14 protein-coding genes, 1 tRNA gene and 1 pseudogene are annotated in these 17599 nt (G+C 71.1%); 8 read left to right on the forward strand and 8 right to left on the reverse strand.

What is annotated here, in order from left to right:
* Positions 1-66 precede the first annotated feature (66 nt).
* The gene (locus JD77_RS03935) at positions 67-864 is read right to left on the reverse strand and encodes an alpha/beta fold hydrolase (protein WP_145773081.1); all 798 of its coding nucleotides are present in this window, start codon (positions 862-864) and stop codon (positions 67-69) included.
* Positions 865-979: 115 nt separating this feature from the next.
* Between JD77_RS03935 and JD77_RS03940 the strand changes: the two genes are divergently transcribed.
* On the forward strand, positions 980-2197 hold the full coding sequence (locus tag JD77_RS03940) for a PP2C family protein-serine/threonine phosphatase (protein WP_145773082.1): 1218 nt from the start codon (positions 980-982) through the stop codon (positions 2195-2197).
* Between the two features lie 130 nt (positions 2198-2327).
* Positions 2328-2477, forward strand: a complete 150-nt coding sequence (locus JD77_RS31840) for a hypothetical protein (protein ID WP_170286372.1) — start codon at positions 2328-2330, stop codon at positions 2475-2477.
* 271 nt (positions 2478-2748) lie between these two features.
* Here the strand turns inward: JD77_RS31840 and JD77_RS03950 are convergent.
* The 7 genes and pseudogenes from JD77_RS03950 to JD77_RS32725 form a co-directional block, all read right to left on the reverse strand.
* Positions 2749-2823 (reverse strand) — tRNA-Val (locus tag JD77_RS03950).
* Positions 2824-2905: 82 nt separating this feature from the next.
* Positions 2906-3373: a peroxiredoxin gene (locus JD77_RS03955; RefSeq protein WP_145773083.1), complete on the reverse strand. Its 468-nt coding sequence runs from the start codon at positions 3371-3373 to the stop codon at positions 2906-2908.
* Between the two features lie 102 nt (positions 3374-3475).
* Positions 3476-3913, reverse strand: coding sequence for a DUF3052 domain-containing protein (locus JD77_RS03960; protein ID WP_145773084.1), 438 nt, complete (start codon positions 3911-3913; stop codon positions 3476-3478).
* Positions 3914-4025: 112 nt separating this feature from the next.
* On the reverse strand, positions 4026-6533 hold the full coding sequence (locus JD77_RS03965) for a transketolase C-terminal domain-containing protein (protein ID WP_387227111.1): 2508 nt from the start codon (positions 6531-6533) through the stop codon (positions 4026-4028).
* Between the two features lie 191 nt (positions 6534-6724).
* Positions 6725-7054, reverse strand: a pseudogene (locus JD77_RS03970) (MarR family winged helix-turn-helix transcriptional regulator); the annotation flags it as partial.
* 114 nt (positions 7055-7168) lie between these two features.
* A complete protein-coding gene (locus JD77_RS03975) occupies positions 7169-7573 on the reverse strand; it encodes a secondary thiamine-phosphate synthase enzyme YjbQ (protein WP_145773087.1) in 405 nt (134 codons plus the stop codon).
* A gap of 252 nt (positions 7574-7825) precedes the next feature.
* Positions 7826-8305 (reverse strand): hypothetical protein, encoded by a 480-nt coding sequence (locus JD77_RS32725; RefSeq protein WP_211372480.1) that lies wholly within the window; start codon positions 8303-8305, stop codon positions 7826-7828.
* Positions 8306-8425: 120 nt separating this feature from the next.
* Between JD77_RS32725 and JD77_RS03985 the strand changes: the two genes are divergently transcribed.
* From JD77_RS03985 to JD77_RS04010, 6 genes are all read left to right on the forward strand, one after another.
* Positions 8426-9826: an RNA-guided endonuclease InsQ/TnpB family protein gene (locus JD77_RS03985; RefSeq protein WP_145773088.1), complete on the forward strand. Its 1401-nt coding sequence runs from the start codon at positions 8426-8428 to the stop codon at positions 9824-9826.
* Between the two features lie 165 nt (positions 9827-9991).
* Positions 9992-12736 (forward strand): pyruvate dehydrogenase (acetyl-transferring), homodimeric type, encoded by a 2745-nt coding sequence (gene aceE / locus JD77_RS03990; protein WP_145773089.1) that lies wholly within the window; start codon positions 9992-9994, stop codon positions 12734-12736.
* Positions 12737-12863: 127 nt separating this feature from the next.
* Complete coding sequence (locus JD77_RS03995; protein ID WP_145773090.1) at positions 12864-13223, forward strand: PadR family transcriptional regulator; 360 nt, start codon at positions 12864-12866, stop codon at positions 13221-13223.
* The gene (gene lepB / locus JD77_RS04000; protein ID WP_145773091.1) at positions 13220-13933 is read left to right on the forward strand and encodes a signal peptidase I; all 714 of its coding nucleotides are present in this window, start codon (positions 13220-13222) and stop codon (positions 13931-13933) included. Before JD77_RS03995 ends, lepB begins: the two co-directional genes overlap by 4 nt.
* 641 nt (positions 13934-14574) lie before the next feature.
* Positions 14575-15228, forward strand: a complete 654-nt coding sequence (locus JD77_RS04005) for an ABC transporter ATP-binding protein (protein WP_145773092.1) — start codon at positions 14575-14577, stop codon at positions 15226-15228.
* A complete protein-coding gene (locus tag JD77_RS04010; RefSeq protein ID WP_145773093.1) occupies positions 15225-17537 on the forward strand; it encodes an FtsX-like permease family protein in 2313 nt (770 codons plus the stop codon). Before JD77_RS04005 ends, JD77_RS04010 begins: the two co-directional genes overlap by 4 nt.
* Positions 17538-17599: the final 62 nt, after the last annotated feature.

The following is a 17599-nucleotide window of genomic DNA, read 5'->3' on the forward strand; positions in this document are numbered from 1 at the left end:
CGGCGCTGCGGATGGGCGTCACCAGCCCGTACGCCCACCTCACGCAGACGCCGGAGCGGCCCGGCATCAGGCCGGCTCGCGGACCTGGGTGGTGAGGAACGGAAGCACCGCCGCGGGCAGCGCCGCCGAGCGGACGATGTCGTAGTGGGTCAGCCCCGGCAGCACCGCCAGGCGGGAGGCGGGGCGGCCGGTGCCGTCCCAGCCGGCGTCGCGCCGGCCGCCGCCGAGCAGGCCGAAGAACTCGGCGGCGTGGGCGGTGGAGACCGAGTCGGCGTCGGCGAACACCAGCAGGACGGGAGCGGCCAGGGCGGCCACCTCCGCCGACCAGTCGTAGTCGCGGCGGAGCAGGTCGCCGGACTTGGCCCAGAGCGCCGGCCAGTCCTCGGGGTGGGGGGCGATCCGGGCGTACAGCTCGTGCGGCGGGGTGCCCCGCATCCGCTCGGCGACCTGCTCGTCGTGGGCGGCCATGGCGGCCAGCACCTCCGGATACCAGCCCTGCCGGCGGCAGGGCGCGGAGACCACCACCAGCCGGCGCACCAGCGCGGAGTGCTGGATCGCCAGTCGCAGGGCCACGCCGCCGCCCAGCGAGTAGCCCATCAGATCGACCTCGCCGAGGTCGAGGTGACGGATCAGCGCGGCGACGTCGTCGGCCATCGACTCGTACCGCAGCGGGCGGTCGATGTCGGCGGTGCGGCCGTGGCCCTGGAGGTCGACCGCGACCACCCGCCGCCGCTCGGCCAGGGCGGGCAGGACGGGCGCGAACATCTCCGCCGCGCCGAACCCGCCGTGCAGCAGCACCAGCGGACGGCCGGAGCCGTGCACCTCGTACCAGAGCGACAGTCCGTTGACGTCGGCATAGCTCATCGGGGCACCTCCGGCACCTGTCCCACTCGTCGAGGCCGATCCAACACCAGCCGTACGACATCCGCCGGGGCGACGCCGGACCAGGCCGGACGGGCTAGGCGAGTACGATCCTGCCGTGGCTTCGGGCAGGATCGACGACGACGAGCAGCTACGCCGCATCGAGGCGGTGACCGATTCCACGCTGTCCCGGCTCGACGTCGCCGACCTCTTCGACGAACTGCTCGACCGCGTCCGCGACCTGCTGGGCGTCGACACCGCCGCCATTCTCCTGCTCGACGTGCACGCCCGTCAGCTCGTCGCCACCGCCGCCAAGGGGCTGGAGGAGGAGGTGCGGCAGGGCTTCCGGGTCTCGGTGGGCCGGGGCTTCGCCGGCCGGGTCGCCCTGACCCGCCAGCCGGTCATCATCGAGCACGTCACCTCCGACCGGGTGGTCAACCCGATCCTGCTGGAGACCGGCGTCCGGTCCCTGCTGGGCGTGCCGATCTTCGCGCGCGGCGAGGTCGCCGGCGTCCTGCACGTCGGCACCCTCACGCCCCGGCGGTTCAACACCGACGACATCCGCCTGCTCGAACTCGTCGCCGATCGGGTCGGCCAGGCCGCCCGGGCCCGGGCGAACACCCTGGACCAGGCCGCCGCCCTGGCCCTGCAACGCAGCCTGCTCCCCACCGCGCTGCCCCAGGTGCCCGGCCTGGAGATGGCCGCCCGGTACGTGCCCGGTCACGTCTCCGGCGTCGGCGGCGACTGGTACGACGTGTTCACCCTCCCCTCCGGCTGGGTCGGGGTGGTCATCGGTGACGTGTCGGGCCACGGGCTCCAGTCGGCCGTGGTGATGGGCCGGATCCGCAGCGCGCTGCGGGCGTACGCCCTGGTCTGCGACGACCCGGCGGAGGCGCTGACCATGCTGGACCGCAAGGTGGTCCACTTCGAGACCGGCGCCCTCACCACCGCCCTGTACGCGATGATCTCTCCGGACGGCGCGACGATCCGGATCTCCGTGGCCGGGCACCTGCTACCCGTGCTGGTCGCGCCCGACCGGCCGGCCGCTCTGCTCCCCGCCGACGTGGACCTGCCGCTCGGCACCGGCCGCCGGCCACCCCCGCGGCGCAGCGCGCGGCTGGACTTCCCGTACGGCGGGGTCCTGGTCTGCTACACCGACGGGCTCGTCGAACGCCGCGGCGAGGTGATCGACGCGGGCATCGCCCGGCTGCAGGCCGCCATCCCGCTGGCGCCCGTCGAGACGGTGTGCGCGACGGTCATGGCGAGCCTCGACACCGAGCACCCGAACGACGACATCGCCATGCTGGCGATCCGGCGAACGGTCGGCCGAATCTAGCTGGGGCAACCTTCCACCGGAGTCCGCGGACGTCCACCACCGCTCGTACCCGTCGTCACCCAGATAGCCACCTACCTCACGCTGTTACGGGAACGACGTTTGCGTGGGCCACACACGGGTATGCGGCGCCATGATCGCGCTGCTCATCGCCCTGCTACTCGTCTGGCTGGTCCTGGTGATCGTCGGGCTCGTGGCCAAGGGCCTGTTCTGGCTCTTCGTGGTGGGGGCGATCCTGTTTGTCGCGACCGCGATCGTTCTGTGGGTCCGCAGGCGGGTGTAAGCCGCCTACCAGCGGTGGGGTGCCGCTGGGGGTGGATCCGCCCCGGGCACGTGTTGCCGAACTCGGAGGATCGCCCCGCACGTCGTACAGGCCATCGCCCGCCACGCCGACGTGAAGATCACCCTGAAGATCTACTCGCACGCCAACCTTGACGTCATGCGCCCGGCGCTCGGCAAGCTCGACGGGCGGCTGTCGTGAGCCTCGTTGCTGTCACTATTGCTGTCAGCGGCCGGATTCTCGATCATCCGAATCGCGGCGGCGCTGTGGTTGGTGGTGGGCGCGGCAGGTTTCGAACCTGCGACCCCTCGCTTGTAAGGCGAGTGCTCTCCCACTGAGCTACGCGCCCGGAACGCCCCGCACGGCGGGCCGGAGTCCGGCAAGCTTACCTGCCGGCCCCCGGCCCGTCGCAACGGCGTACCTGGTTGGGATCAGGCGGCCACGGCCTCCGCGAGGGCCTTGCGCCAGCCCTGCTGGTCGCGCGCCTCGCCCGGCATGTTCATCTCGGCGAACCGGACGACGCCCGCCTTGTCGATCACGAACGTCCCCCGGTTGGCGATGCCCGCGACGTCGTTGAAGACGCCGTACGCCTGGGCCACCGCGCCGTGCGGCCAGAAGTCGGCCAGCAGCGGGAACTGGTAGCCCTCCTTGTCGGCCCAGATCTTGTGGGTGTAGATGGAGTCGACGCTGACGGTCAGCACCTGGACATCGTCGTTGACGTACTCGTTGAGGTTGTCCCGCACCTCGCAGAGCTCACCCTGGCAGATACCGGTGAAGGCGAGCGGGTAGAAGACCAGCAGCACCGTCCGCTTGCCGCGGTAGTCCGACAGCCGGACCTCCTGGTTGTTCTGGTCCTTCAGCACGAAGTCCGGCGCCTCGGCGCCAACCTCGATAGGCATGCGTACTCCTTGGGGGTGTCAGGTTTAGGGGTGGCGTCAGCCTGCCATAACCGGCACGCCCCGTCTACTGTGGCCCGGCCCGCGGAGGGGCCGGTACGCCGACTACTTCTTGGCCTTGGTGCCCCGGCGCAGCACGAGCCGGGCGCCGCTCCAGTCCCGGCCGGCGTTGACCGTGGACGTCTGCTGCAGGCCGGCGGTGGGCGCGGACTCCGCGACCTCGCTCGGCTCGACGTGGCCGTCCCGCCCGGCCTTGGGCGTCAGCAGCCACACGACGCCGTTGTCGGCCAGCGGGCCGAGGGCGTCGACGAGGAGCTCGAAGAGATCACCGTCGCCGTCGCGGTACCAGACCAGCACCGCGTCGACCACCTCGTCGGTGTCCTCGTCGACCAGATCTCCACAGCGGTCGGTCAGGGCGTCCCGGAGATCCTGGTCGACGTCCTCGTCGTACCCCATCTCCATGACGACCATCCCCGGCTCGATCCCGAACCGGTCCGCCAGGCTGCGTACCCCGTCGGCGGCCTGACCAGCGGTCGCGCTCACTGTCGCGTGCCTCCTCATCTCATCCCTGCTCGCGGCATCGCTGCGACGCCGTCAGGCAAAGTCCACACACTCGTGCCTCCCTGCGCAAGTGGCGCACCGGGTGGAACGGAATTTACCGCGCCAGCAGCGTACGGGCACCCTGGGTAATGGCTTCCTCGGAGACCAGCACCTGGCGGGCCGCCGGACCTAATGGTACAAATGAGTCAACTCCGGCCACTCGCCGCGCCGCGCCGACGTACCCACCGTCGACCAGCGCCGCGATCACCCCCTCGCCCACGCCGCCGGACCGACGGGTCTCGTCCACGATCAGCACCCGGCCGGTCGCCGAGGCCTCCCGGACGATGTCCGCCACGGGCAGCGGCGCGATCCAGCGCAGGTCGACCACGCGGGCGCCGACCCCCTCGTCGGCCAGGGCGGCGGCGGCGCGCAGCGACATCCGCACGCCGTTACCGAAGGTGATGATCGTAAGGTCCTCGGCTGAGCCGACCCCGTACACCCGGGCCCGGCCGACCGGCACGTGCGAGCCGGCCCACGCGCCGGGCTCCGCGTACCCGGTTAGCCACTCGCCGTCGCCGTCGGCGTACAGGTCGCTGGTGTGGTAGAGCGCGATCGGCTCCAGGAAGACGCACACGCTGCCGTCCACCGCGGCGCTGGCGAGGCAGGTACGCAGCATCGGCCCGGCGTCGTCCGGGCGGGCCGGCACCGCGATCACCAGCCCCGGCACGTCCCGCAACACAGCGAGCGAGTTGTCGTTGTGGAAGTGCCCGCCGAAGCCCTCCTGGTACGCCAGCCCGGCCACCCGGACGACGAGCGGGTTGCGGAACGCCCCGGAGGAGAAGAACCGCATGGTGGCCGCCTCGCCGCGCAGCTGGTCCTCGGCGTTGTGCAGGTACGCCAGGTACTGGATCTCCGGCACCGGCAGCAGCCCGGCCAGCCCCGCGCCCAGCCCGAGGCCGAGGATCGAGGTCTCGTCGAGCAGCGTGTCGAACACCCGGGCCGGACCGAACCGGTCGCGCAGCCCCTTGGTCACCCCGTACACGCCGCCCTTGGCCGCCACGTCCTCGCCGAAGACGACCATGCCGGGGTGGTCGAGCATGCCGTCGGCGAGCGCGGCGTTGATGCTCTGGGCGAGGGTGAGCGGGCCGGCCAGCTCCGGCGGCCTGCCGCCGAACGCCTCGACCCGCGCCGCGGCGTTGGGCCCGCCGGCCCGGGCCGCCGCGTCGGCCACCGCGCGGGCCACCCGGGCCGGCCGCCGGGGCGCGATCTCGGCGACCACGTCGGCCGCCGAGGCGAGTTTCGGCTCACCGATCACCTCCTCCGCGATCCGGCGTACCTGCCAGCCGCGCTCGTCGTACCGGGCCAGCAGCTCCTCTCCGGTGGCCACGCCGGCCGAGACCAGCAGCCGCGCGGTGGCGAGCACCGGGTCCCGCGCCAGGTCCGCGGCGATCTCGCCCGAGCTGCGGTACGCGGCCTCCGCGTCCGCCCCGGCGTGCCCCATCAGCCGTACGGTGGACAGGTGCAGCACGGCGGGCCGCCGGTGCCGGCGCACCCAGCCCACGGCCTCCACCGCCGCCTCGTACGCCCCGACCGGGTCGCTGCCGTCGGCGGCGAAGTAGCGGATCCCCGGCTTGGCGCGCAGGGTCGCCTCCACCCAGCCCTGCGGCGAGCGGACGCTGATGCCCAGGCCGTTGTCCTCACAGACGAACAGCACGGGGATGCGCAGCCCGGTGTGGTCGTACCAGCCGGCGGTGTTGAACGCGGCGGTGGCGCTGGCATGGTTGACCGAGGCGTCGCCGAACGAGCAGACCACGACCGCGTCGGGCGGCCACGGTGACCGGGGCGGGGGGACGTCGTCGCCGGCCCGGCTCGCCCCGGCCCGTCGCGCCGTCGGGTCCCGCCGGCGCAGCCGCTCCAGGGCCAGGCCCACGCCGACGGCCCGGGGCAGGTGCGAGGCGATCGTGGAGGTGGTCGGCACGACGGCCAGGTCGGCGCGGCCGAACACCTTGTGCCGGCCCCCGGCGATCGGCTCGCGGGCCGAGGCCACCATGCCGCGCAGCACGTCCCGCGCCGCTTCGGCGTACGCATCCGCAGAGCCGGCCCCGGCGGGGCCGACCTCGGCGGTTGGACCGGTGACGGTGGAGTCGGCCTCAGCGGTGAAACCGGTGACGGCGGGGCCGGCCTCGGCGGGGCGGGTGGCCGCCGGTTCCCGGTCGCCCGCCGGTCCGTCACCGGCGACCGGCTCGGCCCCGGCGGGACCATCGGCCAGCCCCGCCCGCCCCTCCCCTCCGGCCGGCGCGGCGTGGTCCGGGGCGTCCCGGTCGCGGTTCCCGGGACCGGTGGGCGGGACGTCGTCCGCGCCCTCCCCGCCCCCGGTCGTGGCCCCGTCCTCGGTCAGGAAGGCGCCCCCGCCCGCGGCCTGGGCGGCGCGCAGGCAGTAGAACGCGCCGGAGCGGTAGTGCAGCAATGTCGGGTCGCCGGGGCGCAGCGCGGCGGCGACCGCGGCGTTGCCCTCGTGGCCGGCGGACCCGATCGTGTAGAAGCCCTCGCCGAAGCTGCGCAGCCACCGCCCGGCGAGGTCGAGCTGCCGGCTGGTGACCTGGGCGTCGAAGAGGTCCAGCAGCTGCGCCCCGGTCAGTGGCGAGCCGTCGCGCACGGGCTCGGCGGGGTCGAGTCGCCGGGCCGCGGGCGCGAGCGCGGCGAGGGACTCCCGGAACCGGTCGTCGAGATCTTGCGGGGTGGTCACGTCGGACAGCATTACCGACGCGGGGTCACCTCGCCCACCCGGACACGATCCGCCCGGGACGGGCCGCCTCACTCCGGCCCGCACGGCTCCGGGCAGCCGCCGTCGGAAATCTTCCAGACCAGCTCGCGGAGCGCGGTCAGCTCCTGCTCGGTAAGCCCGGCGAGGAGTCGGGAGTCCGACATCACCTGATCGACGCGGCCGCGCATGCGCCGCCCGGCCTCGGTCACCACCAACGTCTTCTGCCGGCGGTCCGCCGGGTCGACCCGGCGCTCCACCAGGCCCGCCCGCTCCAGCTTGTCGACCAGCCCGGTCACGTTCGACCGGTCGCAGCGCAACTGCTCGGCCAGGTCGCGGGCCGGCAACGGGCGGTCCGGGTCGAGCTGGTGCAGGGCCCGGGCGGGCCGCCCACCCGCGCAGCGGCAGATTCACGGAGATTGTCCCTTCGGGGCACCGTATGGCCGGGCATTCCGTGAATGTGCGTGCTTCTGCGGTCCCGGCGCCCTTCCCCGCGGTCAGGCCGCGAGGAAGGAGAGGCGGACCTGGCGGGTGGGGTTGTCGCCGTTGGTGTCGACCAGGCAGATCGACTGCCAGGTGCCCAGCGCGAGCCGCCCCCCGACCACCGGCACGGTCGCGTACGGCGGGACGAAGGCCGGCAGCACGTGGTCCCGCCCGTGGCCGGGCGAGCCGTGCCGGTGTCGCCAGCGGCCGTCCGCGGGCAGCAGGTCGTCGAGGGCACGCAGCAGGTCGTCGTCCGAGCCGGATCCGGTCTCGATCAGCGCGAGCCCGGCCGTGGCGTGCGGCACGAAGACGTGCAGCAACCCGTCCCCCTGGCCGGAGACGAACCGCTCGGCCTCGGCGGTGATGTCCCGGACGGTCGGCCGGGACCCGGTCTGAACGGTGATCACCTCAGTGCGCACCCCCGCATTCTGCCGCAGCGGGGGCCACGGGCCGGGAGCAACGCGACACCCCACGCCGGGCGCCGTGGTTCGGCCGCCCCGCCCGTTACCGGATCACACTCGATCGTTGATGGAGTGGCCTCGTCCCGCGCTCGATCCCACTACTTCACGGATTGAGCACGATCTTGGCGCGGAGCGCGGAGCGCGGGGACGCAGCGCGCGAGGCAGGGGCGCGCGAGCGCGGGACTCGGAGTGGTGAAACCCCTGGCCAGGTCACCAGCCGCCGCCACCGCCACTGTCGCCCCCGGACGAACCGCCACCCGACCAGCCGCCGTCGCCCCCGGACGAACCGCCACCCGACCAACCGCCGTCGCCCCCGGACGAACCGCCGCCCGACCAGCCGCCCGGCCAGCCGCCGGAGTCCGCGCCGCCGGACGAACCGCCGACGGAGTCCGCGCCGCCGGACCAGCCGGAGTCACCGCTCGGGTGGTACGCGCCGACGGGGCCGGCCGGCAGGGTCGCGTCGTACCCGCCGCCGGAGCGGCCTCGCGGGGCCGTCGAGGCGTAGCCGTGCCGGGGCCGGTCGCCGCGGGCCGAGGAGAGAAAGGCCAGCCCCACGGCCAGCAGGGCGAGCCCGAGCAGCCCGAGCGGGACCATGCCCGCCCTGCCCCGGGCCAGCCCGGCCACGGCCAGCGGGAGGGCCAGCCCGCCGGCCAGCACGAGTACGCTCGCCAGCGCCCGTCGCGTCGTCATGGCCCCGAGGCTAGTGCGGTGTCCACAGACGTTTGCCGGGTTCGTCGGCGGTGAAAATTGTCGTACTGGTGGTGTTGGCTTCGGTTCGTGCCTCGTCGTCGGGATCCGGATGCGCCGCGGGTGGTGCATCGCACCGCTCGTGTCGCGTTGCGGGTGACGGCGGGGCAGCGGCGGCGGTGTTTCGGCCTGCTGCGGTCGGCCGGTGACGTATGGGCGTGCGTGCTGGAGGTCAACGCGTGGCGGCGGCGCCGCCACGACGCCCCGCTGGCGGGCTATCAGGAGTTGTGTCGGGAATTGTCGGCCTCGGGTGCGGGGACTTTCGCGGAGTTGGACTCGACGGGTGCGCGGTCGGTGTTGCGGCGGTTTTCGGATGCGTGGTTCGCGGCGGCGAAACAACGCAGGGCCGGTGACGCGTCGGCGCGGTTTCCGAGGCGGCGGCGGGGGTTGGTGCCGGTGCGCTGGTACCACGGCACGTTCACCCTCGACGGCCACCGCGTGCGTATCCCCACCGCGAGAGGCACCACCGCGTTGTGGGTGCGGCTGGCGCGTCAGGTGCCGTATCCGGTGGAGCAGGTCCGCTCGATCACCCTGCTGTGCGAGGGCGGCCGGTTGTTCCTCGACGTCACCGCCGAGGTCCCGGTCGCGGTGTACCCGCCCGGTGAGGGGCCGGACCCTGCCAGGGTCGCGGGCGTGGACATCGGCATCATCCACCCGTACGCCGTCGCTGGCCCTGGCGGGCAGGCGCTGCTGGTGTCCGGGCGGGCGATCCGCGCCGAGCATCGCATGCACCTGGCCGACACCAAAGCCCGCCACCGTGCCGTCGCCCGCCGGGCACCGAAACCCGGTCAGCGGGGGTCACGGCGGTGGCGCCGATACCGGGCCCGCGCCCGGGCGGTGGAGGGCCGGCACCGGCGGCGGGTGCGCCAGGCCCAGCACGAGGCCGCCCGCGCCGTCGTCGGGTGGGCTGTCGAGCAGCGGGTCGGGGTGCTGCACGTCGGTGACCCCCGCGGTGTGCTGGACCTGCCGGCCGGGCGGCGGCACAACCTGCGGCTACGGCAGTGGCAGATCGGCCGACTGTTGCAGATCCTGACCGACAAGGCCACCCTCGCCGGCATCACCGTCCACCTGGTCGACGAACGCGGCACGTCCTCGACCTGCCCCACCTGCCGCCAGCGGATACCGAAGCCGCGTGGGCGGACCCTGACCTGCCCGCACTGCCAGTTCACCGGCCACCGCGACCTCGTCGCAGCGGCCAGCATCGCCACCCGTATCCCGGGCGGCGGACGCACCACCCCCACAGCCATCGTGCTGCCCGGGATGGTCACGCACCGTCGAGCCGGCCGGCACCTCCCCGGCGCTGGCCGGTCCCGACCTGACCCCCGCCGCCCACCCGGCGGCGTGCGGGTCAAGATGGCCCGCTGTGGCCCGCCCCACCGACCAGTGGGGAGTCGCTCGCCCAACAAGCGAGGATCCACAACACCCCACCGGAGACCCGGTGAACGTCAGTGGACACAGCACTAGGAGAGCAGGGCAACCCCGTCACGGAGACCCCGGGCCAGCGGAAAGTTACTGGCGGGTACCTGTGTCCGACATCGCGTCTGGGGGAGCCAGACGTGACGGGAGCCGCCACCACGGGGCAGGATGACGCTAGAGACCTATCCCACACACACAACCGAGGGAACGCCAGTGGCTACGGAACGCAAGCGCCCGGTGATCACCGCCGGTCTGCCGAGCCAGCTTCCGGACATCGACCCCGAAGAGACCAGCGAATGGGTCGAGTCGCTTGACGGTGTCATCGACGAGCGCGGAACCAAACGCGCCCGGTACGTCATGCTGCGCCTGCTCGAGCGGGCCCGCGAGCGCCAGGTCGGCGTGCCGTCGCTGACCACCACCGACTACATCAACACCATTCCGCCGGAGCGCGAGCCGTGGTTCCCGGGTGACGAGCACGTCGAGCGGCGGCTCCGGGCGTACATCCGGTGGAACGCGGCGATGCTGGTGCACCGGGCGCAGCGCCCCGAGATCGGCGTCGGCGGGCACATCTCGACGTTCGCCAGCTCCGCGTCGCTGTACGAGGTCGGGTTCAACCACTTCTTCCGCGGCAAGAACCACCCGGGCGGCGGCGACCACATCTTCTACCAGGGGCACGCCTCCCCCGGGATGTACGCGCGGGCGTTCCTCGAGGGGCGGCTGAGCGAGGACCAGCTCGACGGGTTCCGGCAGGAGCTGTCCCACCCGGGCGGCGGCCTTCCGTCGTACCCGCACCCGCGGCTGATGCCGGACTTCTGGGAGTTCCCCACGGTCTCCATGGGCCTCGGCCCGCTCAACGCCATCTACCAGGCCCGGTTCAACCGGTACCTGCACCACCGCGGCATCAAGGACACCTCGCAGCAGCACGTCTGGGCGTTCCTCGGCGACGGCGAGATGGACGAGGTCGAGTCGCTCGGCGGGATCGGCGTGGCCGCCCGCGAGGAGCTGGACAACCTCACCTTCGTCATCAACTGCAACCTCCAGCGGCTCGACGGCCCCGTCCGCGGCAACGGCAAGGTCATGCAGGAGCTGGAGGCGTTCTTCCGGGGCGCCGGCTGGAACGTCATCAAGGTCGTCTGGGGCCGCGAGTGGGACCCGCTGCTCGCCGCCGACACCGACGGCGCGCTGGTCAACCTCATGAACACCACGCCGGACGGCGACTACCAGACCTACAAGGCCGAGTCCGGGGCGTACGTCCGGGAGCACTTCTTCGGCCGCGACCCGCGCACGCGCAAGATGGTCGAGCACCTGAGCGACGACGAGATCTGGAACCTCAAGCGGGGCGGCCACGACTACCGCAAGCTCTACGCGGCGTACAAGGCGGCGATGGAGCACACCGGCCAGCCGACGGTGATCCTGGCCAAGACGATCAAGGGCTGGACGCTCGGCTCGCACTTCGAGGGCCGCAACGCCACGCACCAGATGAAGAAGCTGACGCTGGAGGACCTGAAGCTCTTCCGCGACCGGCTCTACCTGGACATCCCGGACAAGGCGCTGGAGGAGAGCCCGTACCTCCCGCCGTACTACCACCCGGGCGATAAGTCCGAGGAGATCGCGTACCTGAAGGAGCGCCGCCAGCAGCTCGGCGGGTACCTGCCGACGCGGCGGACCGAGCACAAGGCGCTGGCCATCCCGGCCACCGAGCGGTTCTCGGACGTCAAGCGCGGCTCCGGCAAGCAGAAGATCGCCACGACCATGGCCTTCGTGCGTCTACTCAAGGACATCATGAAGGACAAGGAGTTCGGCAAGCGCTGGGTGCCGATCATCCCGGACGAGGCCCGCACCTTCGGCATGGACTCGCTGTTCCCGACGCAGAAGATCTACTCGCCGCACGGCCAGCGGTACACGTCGGTGGACCGGGACCTGTTCCTGTCGTACAAGGAGGCGACGACCGGGCAGATCCTGCACGAGGGCATCAACGAGGCCGGCTCGGTCGCCTCGTTCACCGCCGCCGGCACCTCGTACGCCACCCACGGCGAGCCGATGATCCCGCTGTACATCTTCTACTCGATGTTCGGCTTCCAGCGCACCGGCGACGGCTTCTGGGCCGCGGCCGACCAGATGGCCCGGGGCTTCGTGCTGGGCGCGACCGCGGGGCGGACCACGCTCAACGGCGAGGGCCTGCAGCACGAGGACGGCCACTCGCTGCTGCTCGCCGCCACGAACCCGGCGGTGGTCGCCTACGACGCGGCGTTCGCGTTCGAGCTGGCGCACATCGTGGAGAACGGCCTGCACCGGATGTACGGCGAGAAGCAGGAGAACATCTTCTACTACCTCACCATCTACAACGAGCCGATCTACCATCCCGCCGAGCCGGCCGAGCTGGACGTCGAGGGGCTGCTCAAGGGCATCTACCGCTACGCCCCGGCGCCGCAGGTCGAGGGGAACGCGCCACGGGCCAACATCCTGGCCTCCGGCACGGGCATGCAGTGGGCGCTGCGGGCGCAGCAGCTGCTGGCCCAGGACTGGGGGGTGGCCGCCGACGTCTGGTCGGTGACCTCCTGGACGGAGCTGCGCCGGGACGCGGTGGAGTGCGAGGAGCACAACCTGCTCAACCCGGGCGCCGAGCAGCGGGTGCCGTACCTCCAGCAGAAGCTGGCCGACGCCGACGGCCCGAAGGTCGCGGTCAGCGACTGGATGCGCGCCGTACCGGACCTGATCGCCCGCTGGGTACCGGGTGACTACACCTCGCTCGGCACCGACGGGTTCGGCCTGTCCGACACCCGGCACGCGCTGCGCCGGCACTTCCACGTCGACGCCGAGTCGGTGACGGTCGCGGCGCTGCGGCAGCTCGCGCTGCGCGGCGCGGTGCCGGCCACCGTGCCGGCCGAGGCGGCGAAGAAGTACGCCATCGACGACGTCAACGCCGCCCCGGTCGGCGAGACCGGCGGCGACAGCTAGGCCGTACGGCGACAGGGCCCGGCGCGGTGGTCATACCGCGCCGGGCCCTCGTCTCGATGGCCGGCAACGGCGTATTGATTTCCACGAAACGATGGACCGGCATGCTCTAGGTATGTAGAGTTTGGATATGCCGCGCATCCGAGACACCTCCCCCCAGACGCTGCGCGTCCTCCAGGCCCTGTTGCACGATCCGCAGGAATGGCGGTACGGCTACGACCTGAGCAAGGAGACCGGCCTTGCCTCCGGCACCCTCTACCCGATCCTGATGCGACTGTCGGAACGCGAACTGCTCGACGCGCAGTGGACCCCGCCTGCCCGCCCTGGCCTGCCGGCCCGGCACACCTACCGTCTGACCGGCGAGGGCATGCGGCTGGCACGGGAGCGGCTAACCGCACGGACCGAGGCAGTACAGGCCAAACCGGCCACCGGGCGACTACGCCAAGCGATGGAGGCTTTCCTCACGCCGCTGAGCGGATACGCCCGATGACCGCCAACGGAATGCAGCGACGGATCCGCGCCGCCTCTCACGCGCTGCTGGTAGCGGTTGTGCGTGGCAGGGGCAATCGCGGCGGAGCATGGGGCGAGGCAATCCTCGCCGAGCACGACCAGACGACCGGGACGATCGAAGCGGTCCGCTGGACGATGAGCTCCCTCCGCGTCGTGCTTCGCGAGCGGCAGGGGCGACGGGCTGCCCAAATTAGCCCGGTCAGGCGTATGCGACTGTCGCAACGGCTGGCCGCCTCGGCGCTGGTGGCAGCCGTGGCCGGGGTACTGATTCAGCAGTTCGTCGTCGGCCTCACCCCGGTTCAGTCCATTGCGATGGAGCCCACGCTACGGGTCGACGACCGTGTCGTGGTCGACCGCATCGCGTTCCGCCTGCTCCACCTCAACCACGGCGATGTCGTACTGCTTCGCGGCGAAGATGGCATGGCCAGCGCTCTCCAGCGCGTGGTGGGACTCCCCGGGGACCAACTCTCGTGCGACCGGGGCCGACTGTACCGCAACAGCGAGCAGGTCGAGGAGGCCTACCTGAACGCGAAAGACCGGACCGAGTGTTCCCCCGTCACCGTACCGGCCGAGACGGTCTATGTGATGGGCGACGGTCGTGGGGTGGCCCGGGATTCCCGTGAGTATGGGCCCATACCGCAGGACCGGGTGATCGGCCGGGTCCTGAGTCGAATCTGGCCGATGGGGTAACAACACCACCAAGTCCGACCCGTCTTGCTCGACGCGACCATCAATAGACGCCATCAGCGGCTAGCAGCCGTCCACCATTCCAGCGAACACGGAGGGTAGCAGGGTTGTAAAAGATTGAGGTTTATGGTTGATCTCTTCGGGCGCCCACCCTCGAATCGTCGAATTTCTTGAGCGCCAAACGGGGAGGTACACCCTTGACCAGGGGTAAGAAACTAGTCGCTACCGCCGGCCTGTCCGCAGCATTCGTACTCGGATTCGCATCCACGGCCCACGCATTGGGCAGCGGCCCGCTGAATCTCGACAACGGCACGGGCCACTTCTCAGGGCAGTGGGAGTTCTATCCGCAGGGTACCGGCCACGGGGGCCTGCACGTCTGGGGAAGCGTCTGCGACGACTCCGCAGACGGCAACGGCGTCTACGGCCAGGGCCGGGTGCACGGGCTGAGCTGGTCCAGCCAGCGCGGGGACAGCAACGGCAGCGCGGCTGGATGTGGGTCCGAGAATCGCGAGTTCTACGATTCCGCGACGACGTACTCGAGCTACGGCTACTATCAGGTATGCACTGACGATCTTGGATCGGACACCTGCGACGTCTCGGCTCGACTCAACCGATAACTGTTTCCTGCGTAGTTAAGGAAAACCGTGCTCTCAGCGGAAAAACTGACGCTGAGCTTCGGTAAGACGGTGGCGCTCGCAGGAGCGAGCGCCACCGTCCACCGCGGCGAGGTATTAGCCCTGGTCGGCCCGAGCGGTTCCGGCAAGTCCACGATGCTCTACTGCATGGCCGGGCTGCTCGATCCCGATGGCGGCAAGGTCGAGTTTGACGGCAGAATCCTCACGAAGCTTAACGACGACGTCCGCTCCGATTTGCGTCGCCGCGAGTTCGGGTTCGTGTTCCAGTTCGCTGAACTCGTACCTGAGTTGTCACTCCGAGAGAACGTGTCATTGCCCTTGGAACTCAACGGCGTTTCGCGCCGGGAACGTGAAGCACGAGTGGACGAACTGCTGGATCGGCTCGGCATCGCGGAGCAGGCGGGACGCCGCCCGGCCAAGGTGTCCGGCGGGCAGGCGCAACGCGCCGCCGTCGCGCGCGCCATGGCGCACCGGCCCCGCGTCCTGTTCGCCGACGAGCCCACTGGCGCGCTGGACAGCCAGAACGGCACTCTCGTCCTCGACGCGCTGCTCGATCTGGCGGCGGTTGACGAGACCGCCGTCGTCCTGGTGACACACGATCCGGAGATCTCGGCACGCGCGCACCGGGTCGTCCAGATGCGTGACGGCGTGGCGACCTCATGAGCCGCACCTTCTCTCTCGCCATCCGCCTGGTACGCGGCGGAGGCGCGGCGGGGATCACACGTCTCGCTCTGATGACAGTGGGTATGGCGGTCGGCGTGGCCGTCACGACCCTCGTCGTAATGCTGCCGTCGGTCCTCGATCACCGTGCCGCCGCCTCGTCCGGCCGGTTGCCTGCTCCCGCAGGCGAGGCGGGCAGCGCGAAGCCGACGTTCATGTTCGCCCTCGTGGAAGACTCCTGGAAGGGACAACGATTCAGCCGGGTCCTTCTCGCCCCGTTAGGCACTGACGCCGTGCCGCCGCCGGGAGTCGAGAGATTTCCGGGTCCTGGCGAGATCATCGCCTCCCCGTCCGCAGCCGCCCTGCTCGCCGACCATCCCGAACTAGGTGCACGGGTTCCGGGACGGGTAACGAGTGAGATCGCCGCCGAGGGCCTGCTAGCCCCCGACGAAATGTTCGCTTACGTCGGTGTGACACCCGACCGCCTGGAGGGCGGCAGCGAGGCATCCGGGTTTGGGGTCGGCTTTCAGGACGACATCGTCCGCGAAACGTTCGACGGCGTCGCACGTGAACTCGGCGTCCTGGTCCTCACGCCTGCGCTGATCTACGTGGTTGTCTGTGGCCGCCTCGCTGCGGCGACCAGGGCCCGGCGCTATGCCGCCCTGCGCCTGATCGGACTGCGCCGCAGCCACGTGCTGCGGATCGCCGCAACCGAATCGGCCATCACCGGCGGGTTCGGCGCACTGGTCGGCGTTCTGCTCTATGAGCAACTATCCCCTCCAGTGGCTCGCAGTGGCGCCCTCGGGTTCACGTGGTACCCAGAAGTTAGCGACGTCGGGGCCGCCGGCACGGCGGCGATAGTGCTGCTCGCCGCCGTCGTTTCTGCATTGGTGGGGGCGCTGGGGTTGCGGCAGAGCCTGAACCGACCGGTTGCGGCGCGGGCTGCGGTGGAGGAACCACCTGCCCGCTGGTGGTTGCTACTCCCCCTTATTCTCGGCCTCGGTCTCATGCTGCCCGTCATCCTGCGACGGGTCACCACCGGTGGAACCACCCGGGTGGTCTACACGGATGTCCAGATCGCGATGGTGCTCACGGGCATGGTCCTCGCCGGGGTAGGTGTCGTGCTGGCGATCCGACCCATCGTCTCGTCGACGGCCCGGGCGGTCGCTCATCCCTCCCTACCTCTTACGCTCCGACTCGCCGGCCGCCGGCTGAGCTGCACACCCTCGAGTACCCTGCGGCTGTTGTCCGGCTTGGCGGTGCTCGTGCTCGTTGGCGGCATCAGCGCTGGCGTCCTGCGCGATGACGAACTCGCTGCGGGCCCGGAGGTCGACGCATTCACTGTGACGGTTGACGCGCGGCGGGCGGCGACGCCTCAGGTTCGAGAGAAGGTAGCCCTGGTTCCCGCGCAGCACCGCTGGACCGTCCAGTACTCGATCGCCAGGCCGCCTGCCAACGTCGGTCCGCCGACGACGGCGGCGGACCGGGTAGCGATGTTCGGGGTGGCTATGGTGACGGCGCCCTGCGCGCAGATTCGAGTTATCACCAAATCCGCGCTCCCCGGCTGTCGCGACGGTGCAGACTACCGCCTAGTCGACGCCGAACTTCACAACACCGCCGAGGACATCCCGCCGGGGGTCATGGTGCAGTTCGCCGATGACAAGGGTGAAAGCAACTCGTACCGGACGCCGGAGGCCTCACTTGTGGTGGACGACCTTGAGCAGTCACAGCTGCACTTGAGCAGTGCGATCCTCGTCGCGGCGGAGCGACCGCGGTTCGGCTGGCCTGAAAATCTGTTGCTGAACTTTGTGGTGGCGGAGCCGGAGTCAAACGTCGAGGCGTTCAAGTCGGCCGTGCTGGCCAACGACCCTACGGCCGCCATTGATGTCCAACTGCGCAACATTCCCGCGCTCGAGGCATATCGGGCACATCGGGGAACCATCAGCACCGGCGTCATGATCGGGTTTTTCCTCGGCGCTGCGGCATTCCTCATCGCCGTCGTCGACCGGGCGATCGATCGCCGCCGCGACGTCATCAGCCTCCTGGTGCTGGGCATGCCGCTCCGCTCGGTGCGCGCCAGCCAACTGTTTCACATTACGCTGCCTCTCATTGCCGTTCTCGTGGTGACCGTGGCGGTTGGACACGTAGCCGGCAACGCATGGCTCCAGCTCAACGGCCGGTACAGCGGCTGGTACGGCGGCACCCTCAAGACAATGCTGCCGCTCGCCGGGCTTGCGGCCCTCGCCGCGATCAGTGCCGCGCCGGTCGTTGTCGGCAAGACGATCCGGGCGGAGGACATGCGTCGCGAATGACGAGGAGCGGAACGACGATGGTCCGGCGTCCCTGGCGGGAACGCCGGACCATCACCATCGCG

It is taken from the genome of Micromonospora olivasterospora, assembly GCF_007830265.1.
Lineage (GTDB): Bacteria > Actinomycetota > Actinomycetes > Mycobacteriales > Micromonosporaceae > Micromonospora > Micromonospora olivasterospora.

Excerpts from the sequence above, each read along its gene's own strand:
- JD77_RS32725 (WP_211372480.1), bottom strand. The coding sequence starts at position 8,305 with ATGACGACGCGACGGGCGCTGGCGAGCGTACTCGTGCTGGCCGGCGGG.
- JD77_RS03955 (WP_145773083.1), bottom strand. The coding sequence starts at position 3,373 with ATGCCTATCGAGGTTGGCGCCGAGGCGCCGGACTTCGTGCTGAAGGAC.
- JD77_RS04010 (WP_145773093.1), top strand. The coding sequence starts at position 15,225 with ATGAGCCGCACCTTCTCTCTCGCCATCCGCCTGGTACGCGGCGGAGGC.
- JD77_RS03935 (WP_145773081.1), bottom strand. The coding sequence starts at position 864 with ATGAGCTATGCCGACGTCAACGGACTGTCGCTCTGGTACGAGGTGCAC.
- lepB (WP_145773091.1), top strand. The coding sequence starts at position 13,220 with ATGACCGCCAACGGAATGCAGCGACGGATCCGCGCCGCCTCTCACGCG.
- JD77_RS31840 (WP_170286372.1), top strand. The coding sequence starts at position 2,328 with ATGATCGCGCTGCTCATCGCCCTGCTACTCGTCTGGCTGGTCCTGGTG.
- JD77_RS03995 (WP_145773090.1), top strand. The coding sequence starts at position 12,864 with ATGCCGCGCATCCGAGACACCTCCCCCCAGACGCTGCGCGTCCTCCAG.